This is a genomic window from Streptomyces sp. NBC_00876 (assembly GCF_045207435.1).
In the GTDB taxonomy this organism is placed as follows: Bacteria; Actinomycetota; Actinomycetes; order Streptomycetales; family Streptomycetaceae; genus Streptomyces.
Genome location: NZ_CP108800.1, coordinates 1,917,399 through 1,944,166, shown reverse-complemented (window position 1 = coordinate 1,944,166; position 26,768 = coordinate 1,917,399). Strand labels below are relative to the sequence as shown.

At 71.1% G+C, this 26,768-nt stretch carries 25 protein-coding genes; 19 read left to right on the top strand and 6 right to left on the bottom strand.

The genetic code is table 11. The features are described from left to right. The first annotated feature begins 125 nt into the window (after window positions 1-125). The 12 genes from uvrC to OG782_RS08490 all read left to right on the top strand — a co-directional run bounded on the left by uvrC (window position 126) and on the right by OG782_RS08490 (window position 13,235). Window positions 126-2,186, top strand: a complete 2,061-nt coding sequence (gene uvrC, locus OG782_RS08545) for an excinuclease ABC subunit UvrC (protein WP_406448928.1) — start codon at window positions 126-128, stop codon at window positions 2,184-2,186. Beyond that, entirely contained in the window at window positions 2,183-3,148 is a 966-nt protein-coding gene (gene rapZ, locus OG782_RS08540; RefSeq protein ID WP_406448926.1) for an RNase adapter RapZ, read from the top strand. The genes uvrC and rapZ overlap by 4 nt, the downstream gene beginning before the upstream one ends. Beyond that, entirely contained in the window at window positions 3,145-4,179 is a 1,035-nt protein-coding gene (gene yvcK / locus OG782_RS08535) for a uridine diphosphate-N-acetylglucosamine-binding protein YvcK (protein ID WP_406448924.1), read from the top strand. The genes rapZ and yvcK overlap by 4 nt, the downstream gene beginning before the upstream one ends. Beyond that, the gene (gene whiA, locus OG782_RS08530; protein ID WP_406448922.1) at window positions 4,170-5,159 is read left to right on the top strand and encodes a DNA-binding protein WhiA; all 990 of its coding nucleotides are present in this window, start codon (window positions 4,170-4,172) and stop codon (window positions 5,157-5,159) included. Before yvcK ends, whiA begins: the two co-directional genes overlap by 10 nt. 257 nt (window positions 5,160-5,416) lie before the next feature. Then, the gene (gene gap, locus OG782_RS08525) at window positions 5,417-6,427 is read left to right on the top strand and encodes a type I glyceraldehyde-3-phosphate dehydrogenase (protein WP_406448920.1); all 1,011 of its coding nucleotides are present in this window, start codon (window positions 5,417-5,419) and stop codon (window positions 6,425-6,427) included. A 108-nt stretch (window positions 6,428-6,535) separates the two neighbouring features. Beyond that, window positions 6,536-7,747 (top strand): phosphoglycerate kinase, encoded by a 1,212-nt coding sequence (locus tag OG782_RS08520; RefSeq protein WP_406448918.1) that lies wholly within the window; start codon window positions 6,536-6,538, stop codon window positions 7,745-7,747. Between the two features lie 6 nt (window positions 7,748-7,753). Further along, window positions 7,754-8,530 carry a triose-phosphate isomerase gene (tpiA, locus tag OG782_RS08515; RefSeq protein WP_406448916.1) on the top strand — a complete coding sequence of 259 codons (777 nt, stop codon included), beginning with the start codon at window positions 7,754-7,756 and terminating at the stop codon, window positions 8,528-8,530. Window positions 8,531-8,640: 110 nt separating this feature from the next. Beyond that, on the top strand, window positions 8,641-8,877 hold the full coding sequence (gene secG, locus OG782_RS08510; RefSeq protein WP_018104607.1) for a preprotein translocase subunit SecG: 237 nt from the start codon (window positions 8,641-8,643) through the stop codon (window positions 8,875-8,877). A gap of 108 nt (window positions 8,878-8,985) precedes the next feature. Beyond that, window positions 8,986-9,321, top strand: a complete 336-nt coding sequence (locus tag OG782_RS08505) for an RNA polymerase-binding protein RbpA (protein ID WP_406448914.1) — start codon at window positions 8,986-8,988, stop codon at window positions 9,319-9,321. A gap of 173 nt (window positions 9,322-9,494) precedes the next feature. After that, window positions 9,495-11,147: a glucose-6-phosphate isomerase gene (gene pgi, locus OG782_RS08500; RefSeq protein WP_406458923.1), complete on the top strand. Its 1,653-nt coding sequence runs from the start codon at window positions 9,495-9,497 to the stop codon at window positions 11,145-11,147. Between the two features lie 4 nt (window positions 11,148-11,151). Continuing rightward, window positions 11,152-11,655: a PH domain-containing protein gene (locus OG782_RS08495; protein ID WP_406448912.1), complete on the top strand. Its 504-nt coding sequence runs from the start codon at window positions 11,152-11,154 to the stop codon at window positions 11,653-11,655. 104 nt (window positions 11,656-11,759) lie between these two features. Then, complete coding sequence (locus tag OG782_RS08490) at window positions 11,760-13,235, top strand: PH domain-containing protein (protein ID WP_406458922.1); 1,476 nt, start codon at window positions 11,760-11,762, stop codon at window positions 13,233-13,235. Window positions 13,236-13,241: 6 nt separating this feature from the next. Here OG782_RS08490 and OG782_RS08485 read toward each other — a convergent pair whose 3' ends face one another. The 6 genes from OG782_RS08485 to tkt all read right to left on the bottom strand — a co-directional run bounded on the left by OG782_RS08485 (window position 13,242) and on the right by tkt (window position 20,254). After that, window positions 13,242-13,601 (bottom strand): VOC family protein, encoded by a 360-nt coding sequence (locus OG782_RS08485; protein ID WP_406448910.1) that lies wholly within the window; start codon window positions 13,599-13,601, stop codon window positions 13,242-13,244. 79 nt (window positions 13,602-13,680) lie between these two features. Continuing rightward, window positions 13,681-14,421 (bottom strand): 6-phosphogluconolactonase, encoded by a 741-nt coding sequence (pgl, locus tag OG782_RS08480; RefSeq protein WP_406458920.1) that lies wholly within the window; start codon window positions 14,419-14,421, stop codon window positions 13,681-13,683. A 41-nt stretch (window positions 14,422-14,462) separates the two neighbouring features. Next, window positions 14,463-15,479, bottom strand: a complete 1,017-nt coding sequence (opcA, locus tag OG782_RS08475) for a glucose-6-phosphate dehydrogenase assembly protein OpcA (RefSeq protein ID WP_406448908.1) — start codon at window positions 15,477-15,479, stop codon at window positions 14,463-14,465. Next, entirely contained in the window at window positions 15,476-17,008 is a 1,533-nt protein-coding gene (gene zwf / locus OG782_RS08470) for a glucose-6-phosphate dehydrogenase (RefSeq protein WP_406448906.1), read from the bottom strand. Before zwf ends, opcA begins: the two co-directional genes overlap by 4 nt. A 5-nt stretch (window positions 17,009-17,013) precedes the next feature. Next, window positions 17,014-18,132 carry a transaldolase gene (gene tal / locus OG782_RS08465; protein WP_406448904.1) on the bottom strand — a complete coding sequence of 373 codons (1,119 nt, stop codon included), beginning with the start codon at window positions 18,130-18,132 and terminating at the stop codon, window positions 17,014-17,016. Between the two features lie 34 nt (window positions 18,133-18,166). Continuing rightward, window positions 18,167-20,254, bottom strand: a complete 2,088-nt coding sequence (gene tkt, locus OG782_RS08460; protein ID WP_406448902.1) for a transketolase — start codon at window positions 20,252-20,254, stop codon at window positions 18,167-18,169. 435 nt (window positions 20,255-20,689) lie between these two features. Here tkt and OG782_RS08455 point away from each other — a divergent pair, with 435 nt between their 5' ends. The 7 genes from OG782_RS08455 (at window position 20,690) to OG782_RS08425 (ending at window position 26,765) form a co-directional block, all read left to right on the top strand. After that, window positions 20,690-21,643 (top strand): heme o synthase, encoded by a 954-nt coding sequence (locus tag OG782_RS08455; protein WP_406458918.1) that lies wholly within the window; start codon window positions 20,690-20,692, stop codon window positions 21,641-21,643. Between the two features lie 96 nt (window positions 21,644-21,739). Next, complete coding sequence (locus tag OG782_RS08450; RefSeq protein ID WP_406448900.1) at window positions 21,740-22,096, top strand: hypothetical protein; 357 nt, start codon at window positions 21,740-21,742, stop codon at window positions 22,094-22,096. A 207-nt stretch (window positions 22,097-22,303) separates the two neighbouring features. Then, window positions 22,304-23,062 carry an SDR family NAD(P)-dependent oxidoreductase gene (locus OG782_RS08445; protein WP_406448898.1) on the top strand — a complete coding sequence of 253 codons (759 nt, stop codon included), beginning with the start codon at window positions 22,304-22,306 and terminating at the stop codon, window positions 23,060-23,062. A gap of 40 nt (window positions 23,063-23,102) precedes the next feature. Then, on the top strand, window positions 23,103-23,843 hold the full coding sequence (locus OG782_RS08440) for a FadR/GntR family transcriptional regulator (RefSeq protein ID WP_406448896.1): 741 nt from the start codon (window positions 23,103-23,105) through the stop codon (window positions 23,841-23,843). A 66-nt stretch (window positions 23,844-23,909) separates the two neighbouring features. Then, window positions 23,910-25,055 carry a galactonate dehydratase gene (gene dgoD / locus OG782_RS08435; RefSeq protein ID WP_406448894.1) on the top strand — a complete coding sequence of 382 codons (1,146 nt, stop codon included), beginning with the start codon at window positions 23,910-23,912 and terminating at the stop codon, window positions 25,053-25,055. Between the two features lie 64 nt (window positions 25,056-25,119). After that, window positions 25,120-25,773, top strand: coding sequence for a bifunctional 4-hydroxy-2-oxoglutarate aldolase/2-dehydro-3-deoxy-phosphogluconate aldolase (locus tag OG782_RS08430; RefSeq protein WP_406448892.1), 654 nt, complete (start codon window positions 25,120-25,122; stop codon window positions 25,771-25,773). After that, on the top strand, window positions 25,770-26,765 hold the full coding sequence (locus OG782_RS08425) for a sugar kinase (RefSeq protein WP_406448890.1): 996 nt from the start codon (window positions 25,770-25,772) through the stop codon (window positions 26,763-26,765). The genes OG782_RS08430 and OG782_RS08425 overlap by 4 nt, the downstream gene beginning before the upstream one ends. Window positions 26,766-26,768 lie beyond the last annotated feature (3 nt).

The following is a 26,768-nucleotide window of genomic DNA, read 5'->3' as shown; positions in this document are numbered from 1 at the left end:
GCGCGAGAGCCGTCCGCGACCGCTGACCCCGTGCTCCGGTACACGCGACGCCGCCGCGTGTACCGGAGCACGGCGCCGCCCATGAGCACACCGTGCTGTCACTGCCCGCAAGTAGGGTGGGAGACATGGCAGACCCCTCCAGCTACCGCCCCAAGCCGGGACAGATCCCCGACTCCCCGGGGGTCTACAAGTTCCGCGACGAACACCGCCGGGTGATCTACGTCGGGAAGGCGAAGAGCCTGCGCCAGCGCCTGGCCAACTACTTCCAGGACCTGTCCGGCCTCCATCCGCGCACGCGCACGATGGTGACGACGGCCGCGTCCGTGGAGTGGACCGTCGTGTCCACGGAGGTCGAGGCGCTCCAGCTCGAGTACTCCTGGATCAAGGAGTTCGACCCCCGGTTCAACGTCAAGTACCGCGACGACAAGAGCTATCCGTATCTCGCGGTCACCCTCAACGAGGAGTTCCCGCGCGTCCAGGTCATGCGCGGCGCCAAGAAGAAGGGCGTGCGCTACTTCGGTCCGTACGGGCACGCCTGGGCGATCCGCGAGACGGTCGACCTGATGCTCCGGGTCTTCCCGGTACGCACCTGCTCCGCCGGCGTCTTCAAGAACGCGGCCAGGACCGGCCGCCCCTGCCTCCTCGGCTACATCGGCAAGTGCTCGGCCCCCTGCGTCGGCCGGGTCACCCCCGAGGAGCACCGCGAACTGGCGGACGACTTCTGCGACTTCATGGCCGGCCGCACCGGCACGTACATCCGCCGCCTGGAGAAGGACATGACGGCGGCGGCCGAGGAGATGGAGTACGAGCGCGCGGCGCGCCTGCGCGACGACATCGAGGCGCTCAGGCGCGCCATGGAGAAGAGCGCCGTCGTGCTCGCCGACGCCACCGACGCCGACCTGATCGCGGTCGCCGAGGACGAGCTGGAGGCCGCGGTCCAGATCTTCCACGTCCGCGGCGGCCGGGTGCGCGGCCAGCGCGGCTGGGTCACCGACAAGGTGGAGAACGTCGACACCTCAGGCCTGGTCGAGCACGCGCTCCGGCAGCTGTACGGCGAGGAGACGGGCGACTCCGTCCCCAAGGAGGTCCTCGTCCCGGCCCTTCCCGAGGACCCCGATGCGGTCTCCCAGTGGCTGGCCGGCCGCCGCGGCTCGCAGGTCAGCCTGCGCATTCCGCAGCGCGGCGACAAGAAGGACCTGATGGTCACGGTCCAGCGCAACGCCCAGCAGGCCCTCGGGCTGCACAAGACCAAGCGCGCCTCCGACCTGACCACCCGCTCCCGGGCCCTGGAGGAGATCGCCGAGGCGCTCGGCCTGGACACGGCCCCGCTGCGCATCGAGTGCTTCGACATCTCCCACCTCCAGGGCGACGACGTGGTGGCGTCGATGGTGGTCTTCGAGGACGGGCTGGCCCGCAAGGGGGAGTACCGCCGCTTCCAGATCAAGAGCTTCGAGGGACAGGACGACGTCCGCTCGATGCACGAGGTGATCAGCCGGCGCTTCCGCCGCTACCTCCAGGAGAAGGAACGGACGGGGGAGTGGGAGGAGGGCCCGGCCGCCACCGGAGCCGTACCGGCCGACGCCGCGGCCGGCGCACCCCGGCCGGGAGCCACGGATTCCGCCGGATCCACCGACTCCGCCGAGCCCCGGGAGGACGACGGACGGCCCAAGCGGTTCGCCTACCCGCCGCAGCTCCTCGTGGTCGACGGCGGGCAGCCCCAGGTCGCCGCGGCCAAGCGGGCCCTGGACGAGCTGGGGATCGACGACATCGCCGTCTGCGGCCTCGCCAAGCGCCTCGAAGAGGTCTGGCTGCCCGATGACGACGACCCGGTGGTCCTGCCCCGCTCCAGCGAGGGCCTCTACCTCCTGCAGCGCGTCCGCGACGAGGCGCACCGCTTCGCCATCACCTACCAGCGGGCCAAACGGGCCAAGCGCATCCGCTCCAGCCCCCTGGACGCGGTCGCCGGTCTCGGTGAGACCCGGAAACAGGCGCTCATCAAGCATTTCGGCTCCGTCAAGAAGCTGAAGCAGGCGACAATCGACGAGATCTGCGAGGTTCCGGGGATAGGCCGCAGGACGGCGGAATCAGTGGCCGTAGCCCTCGCCGCGGCCGCCCCGGCCACGCCCGCCGTGAACACGGCGACAGGAGAGATCATTGAAGAGGACGACGGGGGCAGCACGACATGACTGAGCACGAACATGAACACGGGCACGACAGCACAGACCGAGCAGACGGAGCAGAGCAAGTGAGTACGGGCACCTCGATCGAGACGGGCGACAGCGCGGTGGCCATCCCCGAGCTGGTGATCATCTCCGGTATGTCGGGCGCCGGCCGCAGCACCGCGGCCAAGTGTCTGGAGGACCTCGGCTGGTTCGTCGTCGACAACCTGCCGCCCGCGCTGATCCCCACGATGGTGGAGCTCGGCGCCCGCTCGCAGGGCAACGTGGCCCGGATCGCCGTCGTCGTCGACGTACGGGGCCGGCGCTTCTTCGACAATCTGCGGGAGTCCCTCGCCGACCTGGAGTCCAAGGGCGTCACCCGGCGGATCGTCTTCCTGGAGTCGTCCGACGACGCGCTGGTGCGCCGCTTCGAGTCGGTCCGCCGCCCGCACCCCCTCCAGGGCGACGGCCGCATCGTCGACGGGATCGCCGCCGAGCGCGATCTGCTGCGCGAGCTGCGCGGCGACGCCGACCTGGTGATCGACACCTCCAGCCTCAACGTGCACGAACTGCGCGCCAAGATGGACGCCCAGTTCGCGGGCGACGAGGAGCCGGAGCTCCGCGCCACGGTGATGTCCTTCGGCTACAAGTACGGGCTGCCCGTCGACGCCGACCTGGTGGTGGACTGCCGCTTCCTGCCCAACCCGCACTGGGTCCCCGAGCTGCGCCCCTTCACCGGGCTCAACGAGGAGGTGTCCGCGTACGTCTTCGACCAGCCGGGCGCCAAGGAGTTCCTCAACCAGTACACGGAGCTGCTCCAGCTCGTCGCCGCCGGCTACCGCCGCGAGGGCAAGCGCTATGTGACCATCGCCGTCGGCTGCACGGGCGGCAAGCACCGCTCCGTGGCCATGTCGGAGAAGCTGGCGGCGCGGCTCGCCACCGAGGGGATCGAGACCGTGCTCGTGCACCGGGACATGGGGCGCGAGTGACCAGCCGCAACCTGCGTCTGCGCCGGCTGCGCAGGAGCGCCCCCGCGCTCTCCGGCCGCAAACGCGGCGCACAGCCCAAGGTCGTCGCGCTCGGCGGCGGCATGGGGCTGTCCGCCTCCCTCACCGCCCTGCGGCGGATCACCGGCGATCTGACCGCCGTGGTCACCGTCGCCGACGACGGGGGATCCAGCGGCCGGCTCCGCGAGGAGCTGGGCGTCCTGCCCCCCGGCGACCTGCGCAAGGCCCTGGCCGCGCTGTGCGGCGACGACGACTGGGGCCAGACCTGGGCCCAGGTCATCCAGCACCGCTTCCAGTCCAAGGGCGACCTGCACGAGCACGCCGTCGGCAATCTGCTGATCGTCGCCCTGTGGGAGCAGCTCGGCGACCACGTCCAGGCCCTGGACCTGGTCGGCAAGCTCCTCGGCGCGCACGGCCGGGTGCTGCCGATGTCCGCCGTGCCGCTGGAGCTCCAGGCCCTCGTCAAAGGACACGACCCGCAGCGCCCGGACGACGTGGACACGGTGCGCGGCCAGGCCACCGTGGCGCTCACCCCGGGCGAGGTCCAGTCCGTGCACGTCGTCCCGCACGACCCGCCGGCCGTCCCCGAAGCGGTCGCCGCGGTCCTGGACGCGGACTGGGTGGTGCTCGGTCCGGGGTCCTGGTTCTCCTCGGTCATCCCGCATCTGCTCGTCCCCGATCTGCTGGACGCACTGATCGAAACGAAGGCCCGCAAGGTCCTCTCGCTGAACCTCGCACCGCAACCCGGTGAAACAGATGGCTTCTCTCCGCAGCGTCATTTGGAGGTTTTGGGACGACACGCCCCTAAACTCGCCTTGGACGTGGTGCTGGCCGACGAGGCCGCCGTGCCCGACCGCGAGTCCCTCGCCGATGCCGCAAAACGGCTCGGCGCCGCGGTCGAGCTGGCGCCCGTGGCCTCACCCGACGGCGTTCCGATTCATGATCCGGAGCTGTTGGCCGCCGCGTACGACCGTATTTTTCGGATGCATGGAAGGATCGGCCCATGGCGATGACGCCAGCGGTGAAGGACGAAATCTCTCGGCTTCCCGTAACCCGGACCTGCTGCAGGAAGGCAGAAGTCTCGGCGATTCTTCGGTTCGCGGGTGGGCTGCACCTGGTGAGCGGCCGGATTGTGATCGAGGCGGAGCTGGACACCGCGATGGCGGCGCGCCGGCTGAAGCGGGACATCCTCGAGATCTTCGGGCACAGCTCGGAACTGATCGTGATGGCCCCCGGCGGGCTGCGCCGCGGTTCGCGCTATGTCGTGAGGGTGGTGGCGGGCGGCGACCAGCTGGCCCGCCAGACAGGACTGGTGGACGGCCGCGGCCGTCCCATCCGGGGCCTCCCGCCGCAGGTGGTCTCGGGGGCCACCTGCGATGCCGAGGCAGCCTGGCGCGGGGCGTTCCTGGCCCATGGCTCGCTCACCGAGCCGGGCCGCTCCTCCTCGCTGGAGGTGACCTGCCCGGGCCCGGAGGCCGCGCTCGCGCTGGTCGGCGCCGCCCGCAGGCTCTCCATCGCGGCGAAGGCCCGCGAGGTGCGCGGCGTGGACCGGGTCGTCGTCCGCGACGGCGACGCGATCGGCGCGCTGCTCACCCGGCTCGGCGCCCATGAGTCGGTGCTGGCCTGGGAGGAGCGGCGCATGCGGCGCGAGGTCCGCGCCACGGCCAACCGGCTCGCCAACTTCGACGACGCGAACCTGCGCCGGTCCGCCCGGGCCGCGGTCGCCGCGGGCGCCCGGGTGGGACGCGCGCTGGAGATCCTCGGCGAGGAGGTCCCGGAGCACCTCGCGGCGGCCGGACGGCTGCGTATGGAGCACAAGCAGGCCTCCCTGGAGGAGCTGGGCGCGCTCGCGGACCCGCCGCTGACCAAGGACGCCGTCGCCGGACGGATCCGCCGTCTCCTGGCGATGGCCGACAAGCGGGCCCAGGACCTCGGAATCCCCAGCACGGAATCCACGCTCGGCGAAGAGCTGGCCGACCACCTGGTCGGCTGATCCCGGCCCCCGCCGACGAGCCGCGGCGGGAACGAGCCACGCACCCGCGGGCGTTGACGCTGCGTAATCGGCGCAGCGAGCGGGGGAGCGCAACCGGAGGTCCGTACTCCTACTGGGGAGTACGGACCTGCGTCGTTCCCGCGGCCCTGCTCGATGTCACCCCGAGGGCTCGGGAAGGGTAGGGTCGTAGGCGGTCGGGGACATCCCATACAACTCGCCGGCGTCGAAAACCGGCGTCCTAACGAGGAGATCGGTTCGTGACGATCCGCGTAGGCATCAACGGCTTTGGCCGCATCGGTCGTAACTACTTCCGCGCGCTGCTGGAGCAGGGTGCGGACATCGAGATCGTGGCTGTCAACGACCTGGGTGACACTGCGACCACGGCCCACCTGCTGAAGTACGACACCATTCTGGGTCGTCTCAAGGCAGAGGTGAGCCACACCGCCGACACCATCACCGTCGACGGTCACACCATCAAGGTGCTCTCCGAGCGCAACCCGGCGGACATCCCGTGGGGCGAGCTGGGCGTCGACATCGTCATCGAGTCGACCGGCATCTTCACCAAGAAGGCCGACGCCGCCAAGCACATCGCGGGCGGCGCCAAGAAGGTCCTCATCTCGGCTCCGGCCAAGGACGAGGACATCACCATCGTGATGGGCGTCAACCAGGACAAGTACGACGCGGCCAACCACCACGTCATCTCCAACGCCTCCTGCACCACCAACTGTGTGGCGCCGATGGCCAAGGTTCTCGACGAGAACTTCGGCATCGTCAAGGGCCTGATGACGACGGTCCACGCGTACACGAACGACCAGCGGATCCTGGACTTCCCGCACTCCGACCTGCGTCGCGCCCGCGCCGCCGCGGAGAACATCATCCCGACCACGACGGGTGCCGCCAAGGCCACCGCCCTGGTCCTGCCGCAGCTCAAGGGCAAGCTCGACGGCATCGCGATGCGCGTCCCGGTCCCGACCGGCTCCGCCACCGACCTCGTCGTGACCCTGCAGCGCGAGGTCACCAAGGACGAGGTCAACGCCGCGTTCAAGAAGGCGTCCGACGACGGCGACCTCAAGGGCTTCCTGACGTACACCGAGGACCAGATCGTGTCCTCCGACATCGTCGGTGACCCGTCGTCCTGCACCTTCGACTCCTCCCTGACCATGGTCCAGGAGGGCAACACGGTGAAGATCCTCGGCTGGTACGACAACGAGTGGGGCTACTCCAACCGCCTCGTCGACCTGACCGTCTTCGTCGGCGACCAGCTCTGACCGTCGAACCGGCAGGCACCTCGATGTGAGCACGGGGCTCGAACAGCGCAACGCAGCGCCGTTCGAGCCCCGTCGCATGCTCCCTCGTCCTCCAAGGAGTCCAGACAGATGAAGACGATCGACGAACTTCTCGCCGAAGGGGTCGCCGGCAAGCGCGTATTCGTCCGCGCCGACCTCAATGTGCCGCTCAGCGGCACCACCATCACCGACGACGGCCGCATCCGTGCCGTCCAGCCGACCGTGGAGAAGCTGGTCGCGGCCGGCGCCCGGGTCGTCGTCGCCTCGCACCTGGGCCGCCCGAAGGGCGCCCCGGACCCGGCGTTCTCGCTGGCGCCCGCCGCCGCCCGCCTCGGTGAGCTGCTCGGGACCGACGTGGCGTTCGCCACCGACACGGTGGGCGAGTCCGCCCGCGCCACGGTCGCCGCCCTCACCGACGGCCAGGTCGCCGTCATCGAGAACCTCCGCTTCAACCCCGGCGAGACCTCGAAGGACGACGCCGAGCGTGGCGCCTTCGCCGACCAGCTGGCCGAGCTCGCCGACCTGTACGTGGGCGACGGCTTCGGAGCCGTGCACCGCAAGCACGCCTCCGTCTTCGACCTCCCGGCCCGCCTTCCGCACGCCGCGGGCGACCTGATCGCCACCGAGGTCGGCGTCCTGAAGAAGCTCACGGACGACGTGCAGCGGCCGTACGCCGTCGTGCTCGGCGGCGCCAAGGTCTCCGACAAGCTCGGCGTCATCGACCACCTGCTGGAGCGCGCCGACCGCATCCTCATCGGCGGCGGCATGGCGTACACCTTCCTCAAGGCCCAGGGCCACGAGGTCGGCAGCTCGCTGCTTCAGGAGGACCAGATCCCGGTGGTGCAGGAGTACCTCAAGCGCGCCGAGGCCAAGGGCGTGGAGTTCGTGCTCCCCGTCGACGTCGTGGTCGCCCCGGCGTTCCCCGACCTCAAGACCAAGGCCCCGGCCCACCCCACCACCGTCGCCGCCGGCGCCATGCCGGCCGGCCAGATGGGGCTGGACAACGGTCCGGAGACCAACAAGCTCTACGCATCGAAGCTCGCCGACGCGGCCACCGTCTTCTGGAACGGCCCGATGGGCGTCTTCGAGCACCCCGATTTCGCCGAGGGCACCCGGGCCGTGGCCCAGGCTCTCGTCGACTCCTCGGGCTTCAGCGTGGTCGGCGGTGGCGACTCCGCCGCCGCGGTCCGCATCCTGGGCTTCGACGAGAACGCGTTCGGACACATCTCGACCGGTGGCGGTGCCAGCCTCGAATACCTCGAGGGCAAGACGCTTCCCGGCCTCGCCGCACTGGAGGACTGACCTTTCATGACCACCCGCACCCCGCTGATGGCGGGCAACTGGAAGATGAACCTCAACCACCTCGAGGCCATCGCCCACGTCCAGAAGCTCGCCTTCGCCCTGTCCGACAAGGACTACGACGCCGTAGAGGTCGCCGTCCTGCCGCCCTTCACCGATCTGCGCTCCGTGCAGACGCTGGTCGACGGCGACAAGCTGAAGATCAAGTACGGCGCCCAGGACATCTCGGCGCACGACTCCGGCGCGTACACCGGTGAGATCTCCGGCCCGATGCTCGCCAAGCTGAAGTGCACCTTCGTCGCCGTCGGCCACAGCGAGCGCCGTCAGTACCACGCCGAGACCGACGAGGTCTGCAACGCCAAGGTGAAGGCCGCGTACAAGTACGGCCTGACCCCGATCCTCTGCGTCGGCGAGGGCCTGGACGTCCGCAAGGCCGGTGACCAGGTCGCGTACACGCTCGCCCAGCTCGACGGTGCGCTGAAGGACATCCCGGCCGAGCAGGCCGAGACCATCGTGGTCGCCTACGAGCCCGTCTGGGCCATCGGCACCGGCGAGGTCGCCACCCCCGAGGACGCGCAGGAGGTCTGCGGTGCGATCCGCGGCCGCCTCGCCGAGCTGTACTCGCAGGAGCTGGCCGACGCGGTCCGTATCCAGTACGGCGGCTCGGTGAAGTCCGGCAACGTGGCGGCGATCATGGCGCAGCCCGATGTGGACGGCGCACTGATCGGCGGCGCCGCACTGGACGCCGACGAGTTCGTCAAGATCGTCCGCTTCCGCGACCAGTGAGTATGCGGTAGCGCGGATCCGTCGTACCCTTGCGGGGGCCGAGGAGGGCAGCCTCCCGGCCCCCGTTGTTCGCACATGCAGTCAGGAATTCCGGAAAGTAGGGACCAGCCGTGATTTTGGGGTTCGAGATCGCCCTGATCGTCTTCAGCCTGCTGCTGATGCTGCTGGTGCTGATGCACAAGGGGAAGGGCGGCGGTCTTTCCGACATGTTCGGTGGCGGCATGCAGTCGTCCGTCGGCGGTTCCTCGGTCGCCGAGCGCAACCTCGACCGGATCACCGTTGTGGTCGGTCTGGGCTGGTTCGCATGCATTGTGGTGCTTGGTCTGCTCATCAAGCTGGACAACTGACCCGTCGTACGCGATTCCGGTGAGGGTGTAACTCCAATCACTGGACGCGCGTTGGGCCTTACGTAGACTGGGGCATCTTCGAGCACCATCACGCAGGGAGTTACGACCGTGGCAAGTGGCAACGCGATCCGGGGAAGCCGGGTCGGAGCGGGGCCGATGGGGGAGGCCGAGCGCGGCGAGTCCGCGCCACGGGCCCGCATCTCCTTCTGGTGCTCGAACGGGCACGAGACGCAGCCGAGCTTCGCCCATGACGCGCAGGTACCGGAGACGTGGGACTGCCCGCGCTGTGGATTCCCGGCCGGCCAGGACCAGAACAGCCCACCGGACCCGCCGCGCACCGAGCCGTACAAGACGCATCTGGCGTACGTACGCGAGCGGCGCAGCGACGCGGACGGTGAGGCGATCCTCGCCGAGGCCCTCGCGAAACTCCGCGGCGAGATCTAGGGCATCTCGTGCCTCGATAGAAGTTGTTCACCGGCCGGACACCCCCAGGGTGCCCGGCCGGAACGCTTCTGCCCTGCCGCAGCCCGCCGTTGTCCCGTCCGCCGCCCTGATCAATTAAGTTGGTGGGGCAGCGGGGAACTGCGGTTACGAGAAGAAGTGGGCTGATGTCCGGGATGAACACGCAAAGCCGAACCAGGCTCAACCAGCTGCCGGAATGGACCGCGCTGGCCAAGCACCGCGAGGAGCTCGGGGCGACGCAGCTGCGACAGCTGTTCGCGGACGATCCGGAGCGCGGCACCGAATACGCCCTGCGCGTCGGTGACCTGTACATCGACTACTCCAAGCAGCTGGTCAACGGCGAGACGCTCCGGCTGCTCCGTGAGCTCGCCGGGGCCACCGGGGTCGCCGGGCTGCGGGACGCGATGTTCCGCGGCGACAAGATCAACACCACCGAGGACCGTGCCGTCCTGCACACCGCGCTGCGCGCCCCGCGGGCCGCCGCGGTCGAGGTCGACGGCGAGAACGTGGTGCCGGCCGTGCATGCGGTGCTCGACAGGATGGCCGCCTTCTCCGACCGGGTCAGGTCCGGTGAGTGGACCGGCCACACCGGCAGGCCGATCAAGAACATCGTCAACATCGGCATCGGCGGCTCCGACCTCGGCCCGGCCATGGCGTACGAGGCGCTGCGCTCCTTCACGGACCGCTCGCTGACCGTCCGCTTCGTCTCCAACGTCGACGGCGCCGACCTGTACGAGGCCGTGCGCGACCTCGACCCGGCCGAGACGCTCTTCGTCATCGCCTCGAAGACCTTCACCACGATCGAGACGATCACCAACGCCACCTCCGCCCGCGACTGGCTGCTGACCGGTCTGAGGGCCGGTCAGGACGCGGTGGCCAAGCACTTCGTGGCCCTGTCGACGAACGCCGGGAAGGTCTCCGGCTTCGGCATCGACACCGCCAACATGTTCGAGTTCTGGGACTGGGTCGGCGGCCGGTACTCGTTCGACTCCGCCATCGGCCTGTCGCTGATGATCGCGATCGGGCCGGACCGGTTCCGGGAGATGCTCGACGGCTTCCACCTCGTCGACGAGCACTTCCGCACCGCCCCGGCCGAGGAGAACGCACCGCTGCTGCTGGGCCTGCTCGGCGTCTGGTACGGCGCTTTCTTCGACGCCCAGTCGCATGCCGTGCTGCCCTACAGCCACTATCTGTCCAAGTTCACCGCGTACTTGCAGCAGCTCGACATGGAGTCCAACGGCAAGTCCGTGGACCGGGACGGCAATCCGGTCGACTGGCAGACCGGCCCCGTCGTCTGGGGCACCCCCGGCACCAACGGTCAGCACGCCTACTACCAGCTGATCCACCAGGGCACCAAGGTCATCCCGGCCGACTTCATCGGCTTCGCCGAGCCCGTCGACGCGCTGCTGCCCGGGCTGGTGGCCCAGCACGACCTGCTGATGGCCAACTTCTTCGCCCAGACCCAGGCGCTGGCCTTCGGCAAGACGCCCGACGAGGTGCGCGCGGAAGGGGTCTCCGAGGAGCTGGTGCCGCACAAGACGTTCCGCGGCAACCACCCCACGACGACGATCCTCGCCGACCGGCTGACCCCGTCCGTGCTCGGCCAGCTGATCGCGCTGTACGAGCACAAGGTCTTCGTCCAGGGCGCTGTCTGGAACATCGACTCCTTCGACCAGTGGGGCGTCGAGCTCGGCAAGGTCCTCGCCAAGCGGATCGAGCCGGTGCTGACCGAGGGCAAGGGCGCCGAGCAGCTGGACAGTTCGACGCGCTCGCTCGTCGCCGCGTACCGCGAGCTCCGGGGGCGCTGAGCCCATGACCACGGGGGAGGGGGCGGTACGGCTGCGGGCTCCGGCCCACACGCTGGACCCGCGGGCCGTTCGCTGGTGGCGGGCGCGGTGGCTGCTGCTGACGGCGGCGCCGGTGGCGGTCCTGGCCGTGCTGGGCGCGTTCCTCGCGTCCGCCCGGTTCTGGCTGCTGCTGCCCGCCGCCGTGCTCGCGGTGCTCGGTACGGCCTGCGCCTTCCTCGTGCCCCTCTGGTGGTTCCGTACGCATCGCTGGGAGGTCACCGACGAGGCGGTGTACGTCCGCACGGGGGTGCTGTGGCAGGAGTGGCGGATCGCGCCGATGTCCCGGATCCAGACCGTGGACACCGTGCGCGGCCCCCTCGAACAGCTCTACCGGCTCGCCACCGTCACCGTCACCACCGCGTCGGCCAAGGGCGCGGTCCGGATCGAGGGCCTGGACCACGAGCTGGCCGCCGAGCTCGCCGAGCGGCTTACCCGGATCACCCAGGACATCCCCGGGGACGCCACGTGAGCACGGCGGACACCGCCCCGGACGCCACCGCCCCCGACGGCGCGGGCGACAGGGGCGGGCCCGCCCCCGTCGCCGAATGGCGGGGACTCGCCCGGCGTACGGTCCTGATCACCGCCCTCGTCACGGCCGGGGTGGCGGCCGGAGCGGCGGTGCCGACCACGCTCGGGCTCTCCGGACGGTTCGGCTTCGGGCCCGCCGTCGCCTGGGTGCTGGCGGGCGCGGCCCTCTTGATCGCCGGCAGCGCGGGCGCCGACTACGTACGGTGGCGCCGCACCCGCTACCGCGTCGGCGCCGAACGGGTCGAGCTCCACACCGGCCTCCTGCTCGTCAAGAAGCGCTCCCTGGCCCGGGAACGCATCCGCAGCGTCGACCTCACCGCCCACCTGCTCCAGCGCGTCCTAGGCCTGGTCACGGTCCGGATCGGCACCGGTGAGCACCACGGCGACGACTCCACCCTCGAACTCGACCCGGTCCTGCGCGCCGAGGGCGAACGGCTGCGACGCGCACTCCTGGAACGCGGGCTCACCGAAGCGTCCGGCAGCCACCGCGAGGGCGAACTCGTCGCGCTCGACCCGCGCTGGATCCGCTACGCGCCGGTCTCGTTCGCCGCACCCGCACTCGGCGGCGCCGCGGCCGGGGCCGTGCTGCAGGTCAGCGACTGGTTCGGGGCACAGGGCCAGGTGATCGAGTGGGTGAGCGACCGGTTCCGGGACTTCTCCCTCCCCTCCGCGGTCGTGCTCCTCGCCGTCGCCGCGACGCTCGCCGGCGCCGTCGGCGCACTGGGGCTCTGGGTCGAGATGTGGTGGAACTACCGCCTCGAACGCGAACCGGGCGGCACCCTGCGCATCCGCCGCGGACTGCTCACCTCCCGGTCCGTCTCCATCGAGGAGCGCCGGCTGCGCGGGGTCGACCTCGTCGAGCCGCTCGGTGTCCGGCTGCTGGGCGCCGCGCGGGTCGACGCCATCACCACCGGACTGGCCAAGGACGACGAGGAGCAGCACGGCGACCACAGAACCCTGCTGCCCCCCGCGCCCCGGACCGTCGCCGACGAGGTCGCGGCCGCCGTGCTGCGCGAGACGGTGTCCCCGACCGGTGTCCCGCTGATCCCGCATCCGCCCGCCGCGCGCGGCCGGCGACTGCGCAGGGCCTTCTGGGCGGTCCTGGTCCCCGTCCTGGTCCTGGCCCTGCTCGGCGCCCTGCTGACGCCCGTCCTGCTCTGGACCGCGCTCGGCTGCGCGGTCGTGGGACTGCCCGTCGGAGTGCTGCTGGCACGCGATGCGTACCGCAGCCTGGGACACGCGGTCGGCGGCGACTACCTGGTGACCCGCTCGGGCTCCCTGCGCCGCTCCACTGCCGCGCTGGAGCGGGCCGGGGTGATCGGCTGGACGGTGCGGCAGTCGTACTTCCAGCGGCGGGCCGGGGTGCTGAGCATCACCGCCACGACGGCCGCCGGAGCGGGCGAGTACACCGTGTACGACGCGGACGCGTCCGAGGGCCTCGCCTTCGCCTCCGAGGCCGTGCCGGGCCTGCTGGAGCCGTTCCTGGAGCCGGCCGGGGCGGGGGAGCGGCCGGGGGACTGAGGTCCCTCAGCCGTGCGTCGTGTCGATCACGCAGAAACGGTTGCCCTCGGTATCGGCGAGGACCACGAAGTCCGGGTCCTGCGGGTACAGCTTCCAGTCGGTCTCCACGGCGCCGAGCGCGAGCAGCCGGGCCACCTCGGCGTCCTGATCCTCGGTGTACAGGTCGAGGTGGACCCGCGGGACCTCCTGCACGGGTACGTCGCTCCGGCCCAGGGAGAGCCCGGCGCCCGGCCCCTCGGCGGGGACCAGCACCACCCAGTCCTCCGTCAGCGGCTCGCGCTCCACATAGCCGAGCGCTCCCTTCCAGAACGCCGCCGCGCGCCGTACGTCCGACGCGCCCATCACCACGCTTCCGATGTGCACCATGGGCCGAGCCTTTCACGCCGCAGGCCCGGCCCGCTCCGAGGAGCGAACCGGGCCTGTGCGCACTGTCGCTGACGGCCGCTCAGGCGGACGCCGGCGGGTACAGGGCGCGCGGCAGCCGCGAGGCCGCCGCCGCGTCCAGCAGCCACAGGGTGCGGCTGCGGCCGTAGGCGCCCGCCGCGGGGGCCTGGATCTCCCCGGCGCCCGACAGGGCGATGGCCGCGGCCTCCGCCTTGTCCTCGCCCGCCGCGAGCAGCCACACCTCGCGCGCCGCCCGGATCGCGGGCAGCGTGAGCGAGACGCGGACGGGCGGGGGCTTGGGAGCCCCGTGCACACCGACGACGGTGCGCTCGGTCTCCCGTACCGCGGGCAGCTCCGGGAAGAGCGAGGCGACATGGGTGTCGGGCCCGACGCCCAGCATCAGCACGTCGAACACCGGCACCGGGCCGTGGTCCTCCGGACCGGCGGCGGCCGCCAGTTCGGCGGCGTACGCGGCCGCTGCCGCATCGACGTCCGGGCCGTACGGCCCGTCCGACGCCGGCATCGCGTGCACCCGGGACGGGTCCAGCGGCACCGAGTCCAGCAGGGCCTCGCGGGCCTGCGTGACATTGCGCTCCGGATCACCCTCCGGCAGGAACCGCTCGTCGCCCCACCACAGGTCCAGACGCGTCCAGTCGATCGCGTCCCGCGCGGGTGCGCCGGAGAGTGCGGCCAGCAGGCCGTTGCCGTTGCGGCCGCCGGTGAGCACCACCGAGGCGTGACCGCGGGCGGCCTGGGCGTCCACGATCTTCGTGATCAGCCTGGCCGCCGCGGCCTGCGCCATCAGCTCCTTGTCGCGGTGCACGACGAGCTGGGGGACGACGCTCACTTCGACGCCGCCTTCTTCGCCGGCGCCGGCGCCGCCTTCTTGGCGGCGGGAGCGGCCTGCGCCGCGGCTGCGGCCTTGGGCCTCGCCGCTTCCCCGAGCCGTTCCACGCCGAACTTCACCGAGGACTCGTAGGTGTTGTCCGGGTCGAGCCGGCGGAGCTCCTCGGCGAGCAGCTCCGCGGTCTCCCGGCGCTTGAGCGCCACCGCGCGGTCCGGCTGTCCCACCATGGAGAGCGTGGCCAGCGAACCGTCGGCCCGGTCCAGCACGATCGTGCCTTCCGTGGTCTCCATCCGGACGGCCGTCAGACCGGGACCGCCGGACATGGTGCGCTCCACCGGCACCTGGAGCCGGTCCGCGAGCCACATGGCCAGCAGCTCACAGCTCGGGTTCTCGGACTCGCCCTCGACCGTCGCCGAGACGATGTTCACGGCCTGCTGGTCGAGCGCGGCCGCCAGCATCGAGCGCCAGGGCGTGATCCGGGTCCAGGACAGGTCCGTGTCCCCGGGGGTGTACGACTTGGCGCGCACCGCCAGTTCGTCGCTCGGGTGCTCCGCCGAGTAGGCGTCGGTGATCCGGCGCTGGGCGAGCGCGCCCAGCGGGTCCTTCGCCGGAACGGCGGGCGCCGCCTCGGGCCACCAGACCACGACCGGGGCGTCCGGCAGCAGCAGCGGCAGGACCACCGACTGGGCGTGGTTGGCGAGTTCGCCGTGGAGCCGCAGCACCACGGTCTCACCGGTGCCCGCGTCGGAGCCGACCCGGACCTCTGCGTCCAGCCGGGCGTCGCGCCGGCTGCGCGGCGAACGGCTGACCCGCTTGATCACCGCGATGATCCGCGAGGGGTGCTCGCGCGAGGCGTCGCCCGCCGACTTGAGAGCGTCGTAGGCGTTCTCCTCGTCGGTGACGATGACCAGCGTGAGCACCATGCCGATCGCCGGGGTGCCGATGGCACGGCGGGCCGACACCAGCGCCTGGTTGATCTTGCTGGAAGTGGTTTCCGTGAGATCGATCTTCATGGCCGGCGCCAGCTCCGTCCGTCTCGTGCGAGCATCTCGTCGGCCTCGGCCGGACCCCAGGTGCCCGCCGGGTACTGCGCGGGCTTGCCGTGCTTGTCCCAGTACTCCTCGATCGGGTCGAGGATGTCCCAGGAGAGTTCGACCTCCTGGTGGCGGGGGAAGAGGTTGGCGTCGCCGAGCAGCACATCGAGGATGAGCCGCTCGTAGGCCTCCGGGCTGGACTCCGTGAAGGACTCGCCGTAGGCGAAGTCCATCGTGACGTCCCGGACCTCCATCGAGGTGCCGGGCACCTTGGAGCCGAACCGCACGGTCACGCCCTCGTCCGGCTGGACCCGGATCACCAGGGCGTTGCTGCCCAGCTCCTCGGTCGCCCCGGACTCGAAGGGCAGGTACGGGGCGCGCTTGAAGACGATCGCGATCTCGGTGACGCGGCGGCCGAGCCGCTTGCCGGTCCGCAGGTAGAACGGCACACCCGCCCAGCGGCGGTTGTTGACCGTCAGCTTGATCGCGGCGAAGGTGTCGGTCTTCGACTTGGGGTCGATGCCGTCCTCCTCCAGATAGCCGGGGACTTCCTCGCCGCCCTGCCACGCGTGCGCGTACTGACCGCGCACGGTGTACTTGCCGAGGTCCTCCGGCAGCTCGACCGCCGTGAGCACCTTGAGCTTCTCGGCGACCAGGGCCTTCGGGTGGAAGGAGCCGGGCTCCTCCATCGCCGTCAGCGCCAGCAGCTGGAGCAGGTGGTTCTGGATGACGTCACGGGCGGCGCCGATGCCGTCGTAGTAGCCGGCCCGGCCGCCGATGCCGATGTCCTCGGCCATCGTGATCTGGACGTGGTCGACGTAGCTGCGGTTCCAGATCGGCTCGAACATCGTGTTGGCGAACCGCAGCGCCAGGATGTTCTGGACCGTCTCCTTGCCCAGGTAGTGGTCGATCCGGAAGACCTCGTTGGGCGGGAACACGTCGTGCACGAGCTGGTTGAGCTCCTGCGCGCTCTTGAGGTCGTGACCGAAGGGCTTCTCGATGACGGCACGCCGCCAGGAGCCCTCCTTCTGGTCCGCGAGCCCGTGTTTCTTGAGCTGCTGGACGACCTTGGGGAAGAACTTCGGCGGCACGGAGAGGTAGAAGGCGAAGTTGCCGCCCGTCCCCTGCGCCTGGTCGAGCTCCTGGATGGTGGCCTTCAGGGTCTCGAAGGCCTCGTCGTCGTCGAAGTTGCCCTGGACGAAGCGCATCCCCTGGATGAGCTGCTGCCAGACCTCCTCGCGGAACTCCGTGCGGGCGTGCTGCTTGACGGCGTCGTGGACCTCCTGTGCGAAGTCCTCGTCCTGCCATTCGCGGCGCGCGAAACCGATGAGCGAGAAGCCCGGCGGCAGCAGGCCGCGATTGGCCAGGTCATAGACGGCGGGCATCAGCTTTTTACGGGACAAATCGCCCGTGACGCCAAAGATGACCAGGCCCGACGGCCCCGCGATACGCGGGAGCCGTCGGTCCTGGGCGTCACGGAGCGGGTTGGCTCCGGGAACACCAGACAAAGTGGTCAGCCCTCCGAAGGGGCGAGGCGCTTGAGCTCTGCCTCGGTCGAGTTGAGCAGGTCGATCCAGGCGGCCTCGAACTTCTCGACGCCCTCGTCCTCGAGGAGCTGGACGACGTCGTCGTACGAGACACCCAGCTTCTCGACGGCGTCGAGCTCGGCACGGGCCTGCTCGTAGGTGCCGGCGATCGTGTTGCCCGTGATCTGCCCGTGGTCCGCGGTGGCGTCCAGGGTGGCCTCCGGCATGGTGTTCACCGTGCCGGGCGCGACCAGGTCGTCCACGTACAGCGTGTCCTTGTACGCGGGGTCCTTCACACCGGTGGAGGCCCACAGCGGACGCTGCTTGTTGGCGTGCGCCTTGTCGAGCGCGGCCCAGCGGTCCGAGGAGAAGACCTCCTCGTACGCCTGGTAGGCGAGCCGGGCATTGGCGAGAGCCGCCTTGCCCTTCAGCGCCTTGGCCTCGTCGGTGCCGACGGCGTCGAGACGCTTGTCGATCTCGGAGTCCACGCGGGAGACGAAGAACGAGGCGACCGAGTGGATCTTGGACAGGTCCAGGCCCGCGGCCTTCGCCTTCTCCAGGCCCGCCAGGTAGGCGTCCATGACCTCGCGGTAGCGCTCCAGCGAGAAGATCAGCGTGACGTTGACGCTGATGCCCTTGCCGATGACCTCGGTGATGGCCGGCAGGCCGGCCTTCGTCGCCGGGATCTTGATGAGTGTGTTCGGCCGGTCCACCAGCCAGGCCAGCTGCTTGGCCTCGGCGACCGTGGCCGCCGTGTGGTGGGCCAGACGCGGGTCGACCTCGATGGAGACCCGGCCGTCCTGGCCGTCCGTGGTGTCGAAGACGGGACGCAGGATGTCGGCGGCGTCACGGACGTCCGCCGTCGTGATCATGCGGATGGCCTCGTCCACGGTGACCTTGCGGGTGGCGAGGTCCGTGAGCTGCTGGTCGTAACCGTGGCCCTGGGAGATCGCCTTCTGGAAGATCGACGGGTTGGTCGTGACACCCACGACGTGACTCTGGTCGATCAGCTCGGCGAGGTTGCCGGAGGTGATCCGTGTGCGGGACAGGTCATCGAGCCAGATCGCCACGCCCTCGTCGGAGAGGCGCTTGAGTGCGTCTGTCATGAGAATTGCATCTCCTACTAGTCGTATAACGGCGTCAGCGCGTGACGGCCGCGAGAGATTCCCGGGCGGCCGAGGCGACGGCCTCGCCGGTGAAGCCGAACTCGCGGAAGAGGACCTTGGCGTCGGCCGAGGCACCGAAGTGCTCCAGCGAGACGATCCGGCCGGCGTCCCCGACGTAGCGGTACCAGGTGAGACCGATGCCCGCCTCGACGGCGACCCGGGCCCTCACGGACGGCGGCAGAACGCTGTCCTTGTAGGCCTGGTCCTGCTCCTCGAACCACTCGACGCACGGCATCGAGACGACGCGGGTCGGGATGCCGGCGGCCTGGAGCTCCTCGCGCGCCTCGACGGCGAGGTGCACCTCGGAGCCCGTACCGATCAGCAGGACCTGGGGCTCGCCGCCCTCGGCCTCGAACAGCACGTAGCCGCCCTTGGTCACGCCCTCGTTCGCCTCGTACGTCGGCACGCCCTGGCGGGTCAGCGCCAGACCGTGCGGAGCGCCCTTGCCGAACACCTTGGTGTAGCGGCGCAGGATCTCGCGCCAGGCGATGGTCGTCTCGTTGGCGTCGGCCGGGCGCACGACGTTCAGGCCCGGGATGGCGCGCAGCGAGGCCAGGTGCTCCACCGGCTGGTGGGTCGGGCCGTCCTCGCCGAGACCGATCGAGTCGTGCGTCCACACGTACGTCACCGGCAGGTGCATCAGCGCGGACAGCCGTACGGCGTTGCGCATGTAGTCGGAGAACACCAGGAAGGTGCCGCCGTAGATGCGGGTGTTGCCGTGCAGCGCGATGCCGTTCATGGCCGCGGCCATGGCGTGCTCGCGGATGCCGAAGTGGATCGTGCGGCCGTACGGGTCGGCCTCCGGCAGCGGGTTGCCGGCCGGGAGGAACGACGACGTCTTGTCGATCGTGGTGTTGTTCGAGCCGGCCAGGTCGGCGGAGCCGCCCCACAGCTCGGGAACGATGTCGCCGAGCGCCTGGAGCACCTTGCCGGAGGCGGCGCGGGTGGCGACACCCTTGCCGGGCTCGAAGACGGGGAGGGCGTCCTCCCAGCCCTCGGGCAGCTCGCCCGCGGAGATCCGGTCGAACTCGGCGGCGCGCTCCGGGCTGGCGGTGCGCCAGGCGGCGAAGGACTTCTCCCACTCGGCCTTGGCCTCGCGGCCGCGGTCCAGCGCCTCACGGGTGTGCGCGATGACCTCGTCGGCGACCTCGAAGGTCTTCTCCGGGTCGAAGCCCAGCACCCGCTTGGTCGCGGCGACCTCGTCGTCGCCGAGCGCGGAGCCGTGCGAGGCCTCGGTGTTCTGGGCGCTCGGCGCGGGCCAGGCGATGATCGAGCGGGCCGCGATGAACGACGGGCGCCCGGTCTCGGCCTTGGCGGCCAGCAGCGCCTTGTACAGACCCGCCGGGTCCAGGTCGCCGCTGGGCAGCTGCTCGACGCGCTGGACGTGCCAGCCGTACGCCTCGTAGCGCTTGAGGGTGTCCTCGGAGACCGCGGTCTCCGTGTCGCCCTCGATGGAGATGTGGTTGTCGTCCCACAGCAGGACCAGGTTGCCCAGCTTCTGGTGCCCGGCCAGCGAGGACGCCTCCGCGGAGATGCCCTCCTGGAGGCAGCCGTCGCCGGCGATGGCCCACACCATGTGGTCGAAGGGGGAGGTGCCGGGGGCCGCCTCCGGGTCGAACAGGCCGCGCTCGTAGCGGGCCGCCATGGCCATGCCCACGGCGTTGGCGACACCCTGGCCCAGCGGGCCGGTCGTCGTCTCCACGCCCGTGGTGTGGCCGTACTCCGGGTGGCCCGGGGTCTTGGAGCCCCAGGTGCGGAAGGCCTTCAGGTCATCGAGCTCCAGGCCGTACCCGGCCAGGTAGAGCTGGATGTACAGCGTCAGGCTGGTGTGGCCCGCCGAGAGCACGAACCGGTCGCGGCCGGTCCACTCCGCGTCGGCGGGGTCGTGCCGCATCACCTTCTGGAAGATGGTGTACGCGGCGGGAGCCAGGCTCATGGCCGTACCCGGGTGGCCGTTTCCGACCTTCTGTACGGCGTCCGCGGCGAGGACGCGGACGGTGTCCACGGCCCGCTGGTCCAATTCGGTCCACTGGAGGTCTGTGGTGGTCGGCTTGGTGCTCACCCTGAGTCAGGGCTCCTCTCCACTGTTGTAAACCGGTGGCTGTGACCGCACCGGGCGTTGTCGAGCCTACCCCCGTCCGCACCCGCGATTTCCGGCTCCTTCAAGGGTGCGGGCGGCCCGCCGAATTCGCCTCCCGTATGAGCGCCGGGCCTCACTGATGGGCCACTCCGATGAGCGTCGGGACTCACTCCTGAGGTGCTCCGAACAGTGCGCCGGCGTGCTCCTGGGCGACCGGTGGGAACACTCCGCAATACCCCCGTGACGCCCCTTCGGGCGAGCGTGTTCGCGGATGCGCCGCACTACCCCTTCGCGCCACATCAACACGACCCCACCCCCGCGAAGGACGGCCTGTCCCCAACGTCTACAGTGGTCTGGTTCGCGCAAGTCTTTACTGGGCCTTCACGCCCGGAGCTTGCTGGGATTTCTCTGTCAGGGGTGTGCGTGACGGCCGTCGAGTCCCGACCCGCAGGGGTCGCCTTGACTCCGAGCCCAGGGGGCCATCGCCCGTTCGGGGCCCGGGTCAAGGCATTCGTGGCACTGACCAAGCCTCGGATCATCGAGCTGTTGCTGATCACCACTGTTCCGGTGATGTTCCTGGCCGCTCAGGGTGTACCCGACCTGTGGCTCGTGCTCACTACCACCATCGGCGGATTCCTGTCCGCCGGCGGTGCCAATGCGCTGAACATGTACATCGACCGCGACATCGACGCGCTGATGGACCGCACGTCGCAGCGCCCGCTGGTCACCGGGATGGTGAGCCCGCGCGAGTGTCTGGCGTTCGGCATCGGCCTCGCGGTCGTCTCCACGGTCTGGTTCGGTCTGCTGGTCAACTGGCTGTCGGCGGCACTGTCGCTCGGGGCCCTGCTTTTCTACGTCGTCGTGTACACGATGCTGTTGAAGCGCCGTACCTCGCAGAACATCGTCTGGGGCGGTATCGCGGGCTGTATGCCGGTCCTCATCGGCTGGTCGGCCGTGACGAATTCGATGTCATGGGCCGCGGTGATTCTGTTCGCCGTCATCTTCTTCTGGACGCCGCCGCACTACTGGCCGCTTTCCATGAAGGTGAAGGAGGACTACGCGCGGGTCGGCGTTCCGATGCTTCCGGTGATTGCCTCCAATCGAGTGGTGGCGCGCCAGATCGTCATCTACAGCTGGGTGATGGTCGCCGTTTCGCTGCTGCTGACCCCGCTGGGCTACACCGGCTGGTTCTACACGGCGGTGGCGCTGCTGACGGGCGGCTTCTGGCTCTGGGAGGCCCATGGCCTGCAGAGCCGGGCCAAGGCCGGGGTGGCCGGGGCGAAGCTCAAGGAGATGCGGCTGTTCCACTGGTCGATCACCTATGTGTCGCTGCTGTTCGTCGCCGTGGCGGTGGACCCCTTCCTGAGGTAGCACCCCCTGCTGGACCTGCCGACGGGCGGGGAGCGTGGCCCACGCCACGGTCCCCGCCCGTCGCACGTTGATCTACCGCTCGGTAGCATCCTGTGCATGGCAGAGACGGCTGAGACCCAGCAGGTGGACGGCAAGCAGGCGGCGCGCGCGGAGCGCAGGGCGGCCAGGCTGGCCAAGCAGATCGGCGCCTTCGCGAAGAAGCACGGCGGTGCCGAGGGGCAGCTCGCCTACATCGGGCAGACGGGCACCCGCATCGTCCTCGTCGGCGAGGACGGCCGCTGGGGTGATCTGGTCGCTCCCTCGTACGCGGTCGCCGAGAGCGCCACGCAGAAGTCCGGGATCACGATGCACGACTCCTTCGACGGTGAGTTCGCCGCGAAGGTCCACACGGGTCCGTACGAGTGGACCCGGATGGCCGGCATCCAGATCGGCGGCCCGGCCGACCAGGCCTGACAGCGGCCGCGCGGGCCCGGCGCACACACGACGGCGGAGGCCGGTCGGACACCTGTCCGACCGGCCTCCGCCGTGTTGTCCCCGTTCCATGGGCGCGAGTTCTACTTAATTAGTAATTAATCTTGACTGTCTCCTTCCCGCACCGGCACGCTGTATCCAGCCCGGCGGCCGACAGCACGCCCAGAATCCGAGGAGCCGACCCGCCCCATGAACACGTACCCCCGCTTCGCCGGCAAGGTCGCCGTCGTCACCGGAGCCGCCTCGGGCATCGGCGCGGCCACCGCCGTACGGCTCGCCGCCGAAGGCGCCGCGGTGATCCTCGCGGACATCGCGCAGGATCTCGGCGAGAGCGTCGCCGAATCCATTCGCAGCGGGGGCGGCAGGGCCCTCTTCGTCCGTACGGACGTCTCCGACGAGGCCGACTGGCAGCGGGCCGTGACCGCCGCGCACGCCTTCGGACCCGTCGGCGTCCTGGTGAGCAACGCCTACACGGTCGACGTCACCCCCGCCCACGAGATGACCGTCGCCTCCTGGGAGCGCCAGCTCGCGGTCAACCTCACCGGAACCTTCCTCGGCTTCCGCGCGGTCCTGCCCGACCTGCGCGCACAGCGCGGCGCCGCGGTACTGACCTCCTCCGTCCACGCCCACAAGGGCATCCCCGGACACCCCGCCTACGCCGCGTCCAAGGGGGCGCTGCTCTCCCTGTGCGGACAGCTCGCGGTGGAGTACGGGCCCGAGGTGCGGGTCAACGCCGTGCTGCCCGGCCCCATCCTCACCGCGGCCTGGGACCGGGTGGCGGAGGAGGACCGGCGCAAGAGCGTCACCGAGACGGCCGCGGGCCGGTTCGGCACCCCCGAGGAGGCGGCCGCGGCCATCGCCTTCCTCGCCGCCGACGAGGCGTCCTACATCACCGGATCGAGCCTGCTCGTGGACGGCGGCTGGTCCGTCGTCAAGGCCTCGGCCTGACCGCCGCCGTATCCGTCCCCCAGCAGAAAGGCACCCGGACATGACGCCATACGCGCGCCGCGGAGTGCACGGCCAGACCGTGGAGACCCTCGCGCGCCGGGTCCTGAGCGGCGAGATCCCCGAAGGGGCGACACTCGACCTCGTGGCGCTCCAGGGCGAGCTCGACGTCAGCCTGACCGCCCTGCGCGAGTCCCTGAAGGTCCTCGCGGCCAAGGGGATCGTCGACGCGCGCCAGAAGCGCGGCACCTTCGTCAGGCCCCGCTCCGACTGGAACCTGCTCGACGCGGACGTGCTGCGCTGGCAGTTCGCCGGCGGCGCCGACGCCGGCGCGGAGGCGGCACTGCTGCGCAACCTCGGCGAGGTCCGCGGCATCATCGAGCCGGCCGCCGTCCGGCTGGCCGCCGAACGCCGCACCGAGGCGGACCTGGTCACCCTCGAAGCGGCGATCACCGCGATGGGCGAGCAGGAGGGCGGCGCGGCCCACGCGGTCGCGGCGGACCTCGCCTTCCACCGAGCCCTCCTCGCGGCCACCCACAACGAACTGCTGGAACGCATGGAGATGGTCATCGAGTCCGGCCTCGCCCACCGTGACGAGATCGTGCACAGCTCCCGGCACGGCGAGGACCCGGTACCCAGCCACCGGGCCGTCCTGGACGCCGTGCGCGACCGGGACCCGGCCGCCGCCGAACGCGCCATGCGGGCCCTGCTCGACCAGGCGGTCCGCGACCTCGACCGGGTACACGGCGCCGACGCCGGCGACGAAGGGGACACGGACCGATGAGGATCACACGTGATGAGAGGGATGCCGACCGGTGAAGACCACACGTGACGAGGGGAACGCGGACCGGTGAAGATCACACGTATCGAGACCTTCCTCGTCCCGCCGCGCTGGCTGTTCTGCCGGATCGAGACCGACGAGGGCGTCGTCGGCTGGGGCGAACCCGTGGTCGAGGGCCGGGCCGAGGTGGTCCGCGCTGCCGTCGACGTCCTCGCCGAATACCTGATCGGCCAGGACCCGCTGCGCATCCAGGACCACTGGCAGGTGCTCAGCAAGGGCGGCTTCTACCGGGGAGGCCCGGTCCTCTCCAGCGCCGTCGCCGGAATCGACCAGGCCCTGTGGGACATCGCCGGAAAGACGTACGGCGCCCCCGTGCACGCCCTGCTCGGCGGCCCCGTGCGCGACCGGGTCCGCGTCTACGCCTGGGTGGGCGGCGACGAACCCGCCCAGCTCGCCGAGGAGATCACCGCCCAGGTCGAGGCCGGCTTCACCGCCGTCAAGATGAACGCGGCGGGCCGCACCTCACCGCTGCCCGCCCCCGCCGACACCGCCGCCGTCGTCGAACGGGTCGCCGTCGCCCGCGAGGTGCTCGGCCCCGGCCGCGACGTCGCCATCGACATGCACGGCCGGTTCGGACCGGCCGGGGCCCGCCGGGTGCTGCACGCCATCGAGCCGCTGCATCCGCTGTTCGTCGAGGAACCGCTCCTCCCCGAGCAGGGGCATCTGCTGCCCGCGCTCGTCGGCGCCACCTGCGTCCCCATCGCCACGGGCGAACGGCTCTACGGGCGGGCCGATTTCCTGCCCGCGCTGACGGCCGGGATCGCGGTCGCCCAGCCGGACCCCTCGCACGCCGGGGGCATCTCCGAGGTGCACCGCATCGGCTCGCTCGCCGAGACCTTCGGGGTGCAGCTCGCCCCGCACTGCCCGCTCGGCCCGATCGCCCTCGCGGCCAGTCTCCAGATCGCCTTCGCCACCCCGAACTTCCTCATCCAGGAACAGAGCAGGGGCATCCACTACAACAAGGACGCCGACCTGCTCAGCTACGTCGTGGACACCGAACCGTTCCGCTTCGAGGCGGGCCACGCCCGGCGGACCGATCGGCCGGGGCTCGGCGTCACCGTCGACGAGGCCGCCGTACGCGCGGCCGACCGTGCCGGGCACGCCTGGCGCAACCCGGTCTGGCGCCACGACGACGGCGCCTTCGCCGAGTGGTGAGCGCCGTGGCGACCACAGCGCCCGGCCGGCCGACCGGCCGGCAGAAGAGGAAGGAAACCCGCACGTGGAGCTGCTGACCGCGCTGCGCACCCACCGGATCGTCGCCATCGTGCGCGGCGCCGACGCGGACGCCGCACTCAGGACCGTACTCACCCTGGCCGAGGAGGGACTCGCGCTCATCGAGGTCTCCCTCAGCGGCACGGACGCACTCGATGTCATCCGCCGGGCCCGCGCCGCCCTCGGCCCCGCCGCACCGCTCGGCGCGGGCACCGTCCTGACCGCCGAGGACGCGGCCGCGGTCCGCGAGGCGGGAGCGGACTTCGTCGTCACGCCGGCCGTCTGCGAGGGCGTCACCGAGGCGAAGCGTCTCGGGCTGCCCGTGCTGGCCGGAGTGATGACCCCGAGCGACATCGTCGCAGCGCAGCGGCTCGGCGCCGACGCGTACAAGCTCTTCCCCGCCGCACAGGCCGGCGGCCCCGGCTATCTCGAGGCGCTGCGCGGGCCGTTCCCCGACGCGCCGTTCGTCCCGGTCGGGGGAGTGGACGACGAAGCGGCCCGCGCCTATCTCGCCCGGGGCGCGACCGCCGTGGGCGTCGGCTCCCCGCTGATCGGCGACGCCGCCGACGGCGGCAGCGCCGACGCGCTGCGCGAGCGCACCCGCGCCTTCCTCGACGCCGTACGCCTGCCCGCGGCCCAAAGGCAGGGAAGCTCCGCATGACCGCGAGCACGACCCCGACCGAGCGTCCGCAGGTCCGGCCCCCGGTGGTCTGCATCGGGGAGACGATGGTTGCGCTGGTGCCGGAACCGGCCGCGCCGCTGGAGGGCGCGGATCAGCTCGGTGTACGGATCGCGGGCGCCGAATCCAATGTGGCGATGTACCTCGCCGGCCACGGGGTGCCCGCCCGCTGGGTCTCCGCGCTCGGCGACGACCCGTTCGGCCGCCGGATCCGCGGCGAGGTGGCCGCGTCCGGCGTCGACGTCAGCGGGGTGCGCACCGATCCGCACCGCCCGACCGGACTGCTGGTCAAGGACCCCGGCACCGACGGCACTCGGGTCCACTACTACCGCCGCGGCTCCGCGGCCTCGGCCCTGACCCCGGACCTGCTGGACGAGGAGGCGGTGCGAACCGCCGGGCTCATCCACCTCAGCGGCATCACGCCCGCGCTCTCCGAGGGCTGCCGCGACCTGGTGGCCGCTCTGCTGGAGCCCCCGGCCGCCGAACGGACCCGCCCGGTCAGTTTCGACGTCAACCACCGGCCCGCCCTGTGGCCGGACGGCGCGGCGCCCGGTGCACTGCTGGCCCTCGCCCGGCAGGCGGACATCACCTTCGTCGGTCTCGACGAGGCGCAGGCGCTGTGGGGCGAGGAGCTGGCCGACGCGGCCGCCGTACGGGCGCTGCTTCCCCAGCCGCGCGTCCTCGTCGTCAAGGACGGCGGGCGGGCCGCCACCGCCTTCGACGGCGACCGGGTCCACACCGTGCCCGCGCCCGCGGTCGACGTCGTCGAACCGGTCGGCGCCGGTGACGCGTTCGCCGCCGGGTTCCTCGCCGGGCTGCTGCGTGGCGAGGACACCGTACGGGCGCTGCGGCTGGGGCATCTCACCGCGGGCGCCGCGCTGCGGGTCACCGGCGACCACGGGCCGCTGCCGGACCGCGCCCGGATCGCGGAGCTGCTGGACGCGGGTGCGCAGGAGTGGGCCCGGGGCGGGTGACCG

Excerpts from the sequence above, each read along its gene's own strand:
- uvrC (WP_406448928.1), top strand. The coding sequence starts at position 126 with ATGGCAGACCCCTCCAGCTACCGCCCCAAGCCGGGACAGATCCCCGAC.
- rapZ (WP_406448926.1), top strand. The coding sequence starts at position 2,183 with ATGACTGAGCACGAACATGAACACGGGCACGACAGCACAGACCGAGCA.
- whiA (WP_406448922.1), top strand. The coding sequence starts at position 4,170 with ATGGCGATGACGCCAGCGGTGAAGGACGAAATCTCTCGGCTTCCCGTA.
- OG782_RS08520 (WP_406448918.1), top strand. The coding sequence starts at position 6,536 with ATGAAGACGATCGACGAACTTCTCGCCGAAGGGGTCGCCGGCAAGCGC.
- tpiA (WP_406448916.1), top strand. The coding sequence starts at position 7,754 with ATGACCACCCGCACCCCGCTGATGGCGGGCAACTGGAAGATGAACCTC.
- pgi (WP_406458923.1), top strand. The coding sequence starts at position 9,495 with ATGAACACGCAAAGCCGAACCAGGCTCAACCAGCTGCCGGAATGGACC.
- OG782_RS08495 (WP_406448912.1), top strand. The coding sequence starts at position 11,152 with ATGACCACGGGGGAGGGGGCGGTACGGCTGCGGGCTCCGGCCCACACG.
- OG782_RS08485 (WP_406448910.1), bottom strand. The coding sequence starts at position 13,601 with ATGGTGCACATCGGAAGCGTGGTGATGGGCGCGTCGGACGTACGGCGC.
- pgl (WP_406458920.1), bottom strand. The coding sequence starts at position 14,421 with ATGGCGCAGGCCGCGGCGGCCAGGCTGATCACGAAGATCGTGGACGCC.
- opcA (WP_406448908.1), bottom strand. The coding sequence starts at position 15,479 with ATGAAGATCGATCTCACGGAAACCACTTCCAGCAAGATCAACCAGGCG.
- tal (WP_406448904.1), bottom strand. The coding sequence starts at position 18,132 with ATGACAGACGCACTCAAGCGCCTCTCCGACGAGGGCGTGGCGATCTGG.
- OG782_RS08450 (WP_406448900.1), top strand. The coding sequence starts at position 21,740 with ATGGCAGAGACGGCTGAGACCCAGCAGGTGGACGGCAAGCAGGCGGCG.
- OG782_RS08445 (WP_406448898.1), top strand. The coding sequence starts at position 22,304 with ATGAACACGTACCCCCGCTTCGCCGGCAAGGTCGCCGTCGTCACCGGA.
- OG782_RS08440 (WP_406448896.1), top strand. The coding sequence starts at position 23,103 with ATGACGCCATACGCGCGCCGCGGAGTGCACGGCCAGACCGTGGAGACC.
- OG782_RS08425 (WP_406448890.1), top strand. The coding sequence starts at position 25,770 with ATGACCGCGAGCACGACCCCGACCGAGCGTCCGCAGGTCCGGCCCCCG.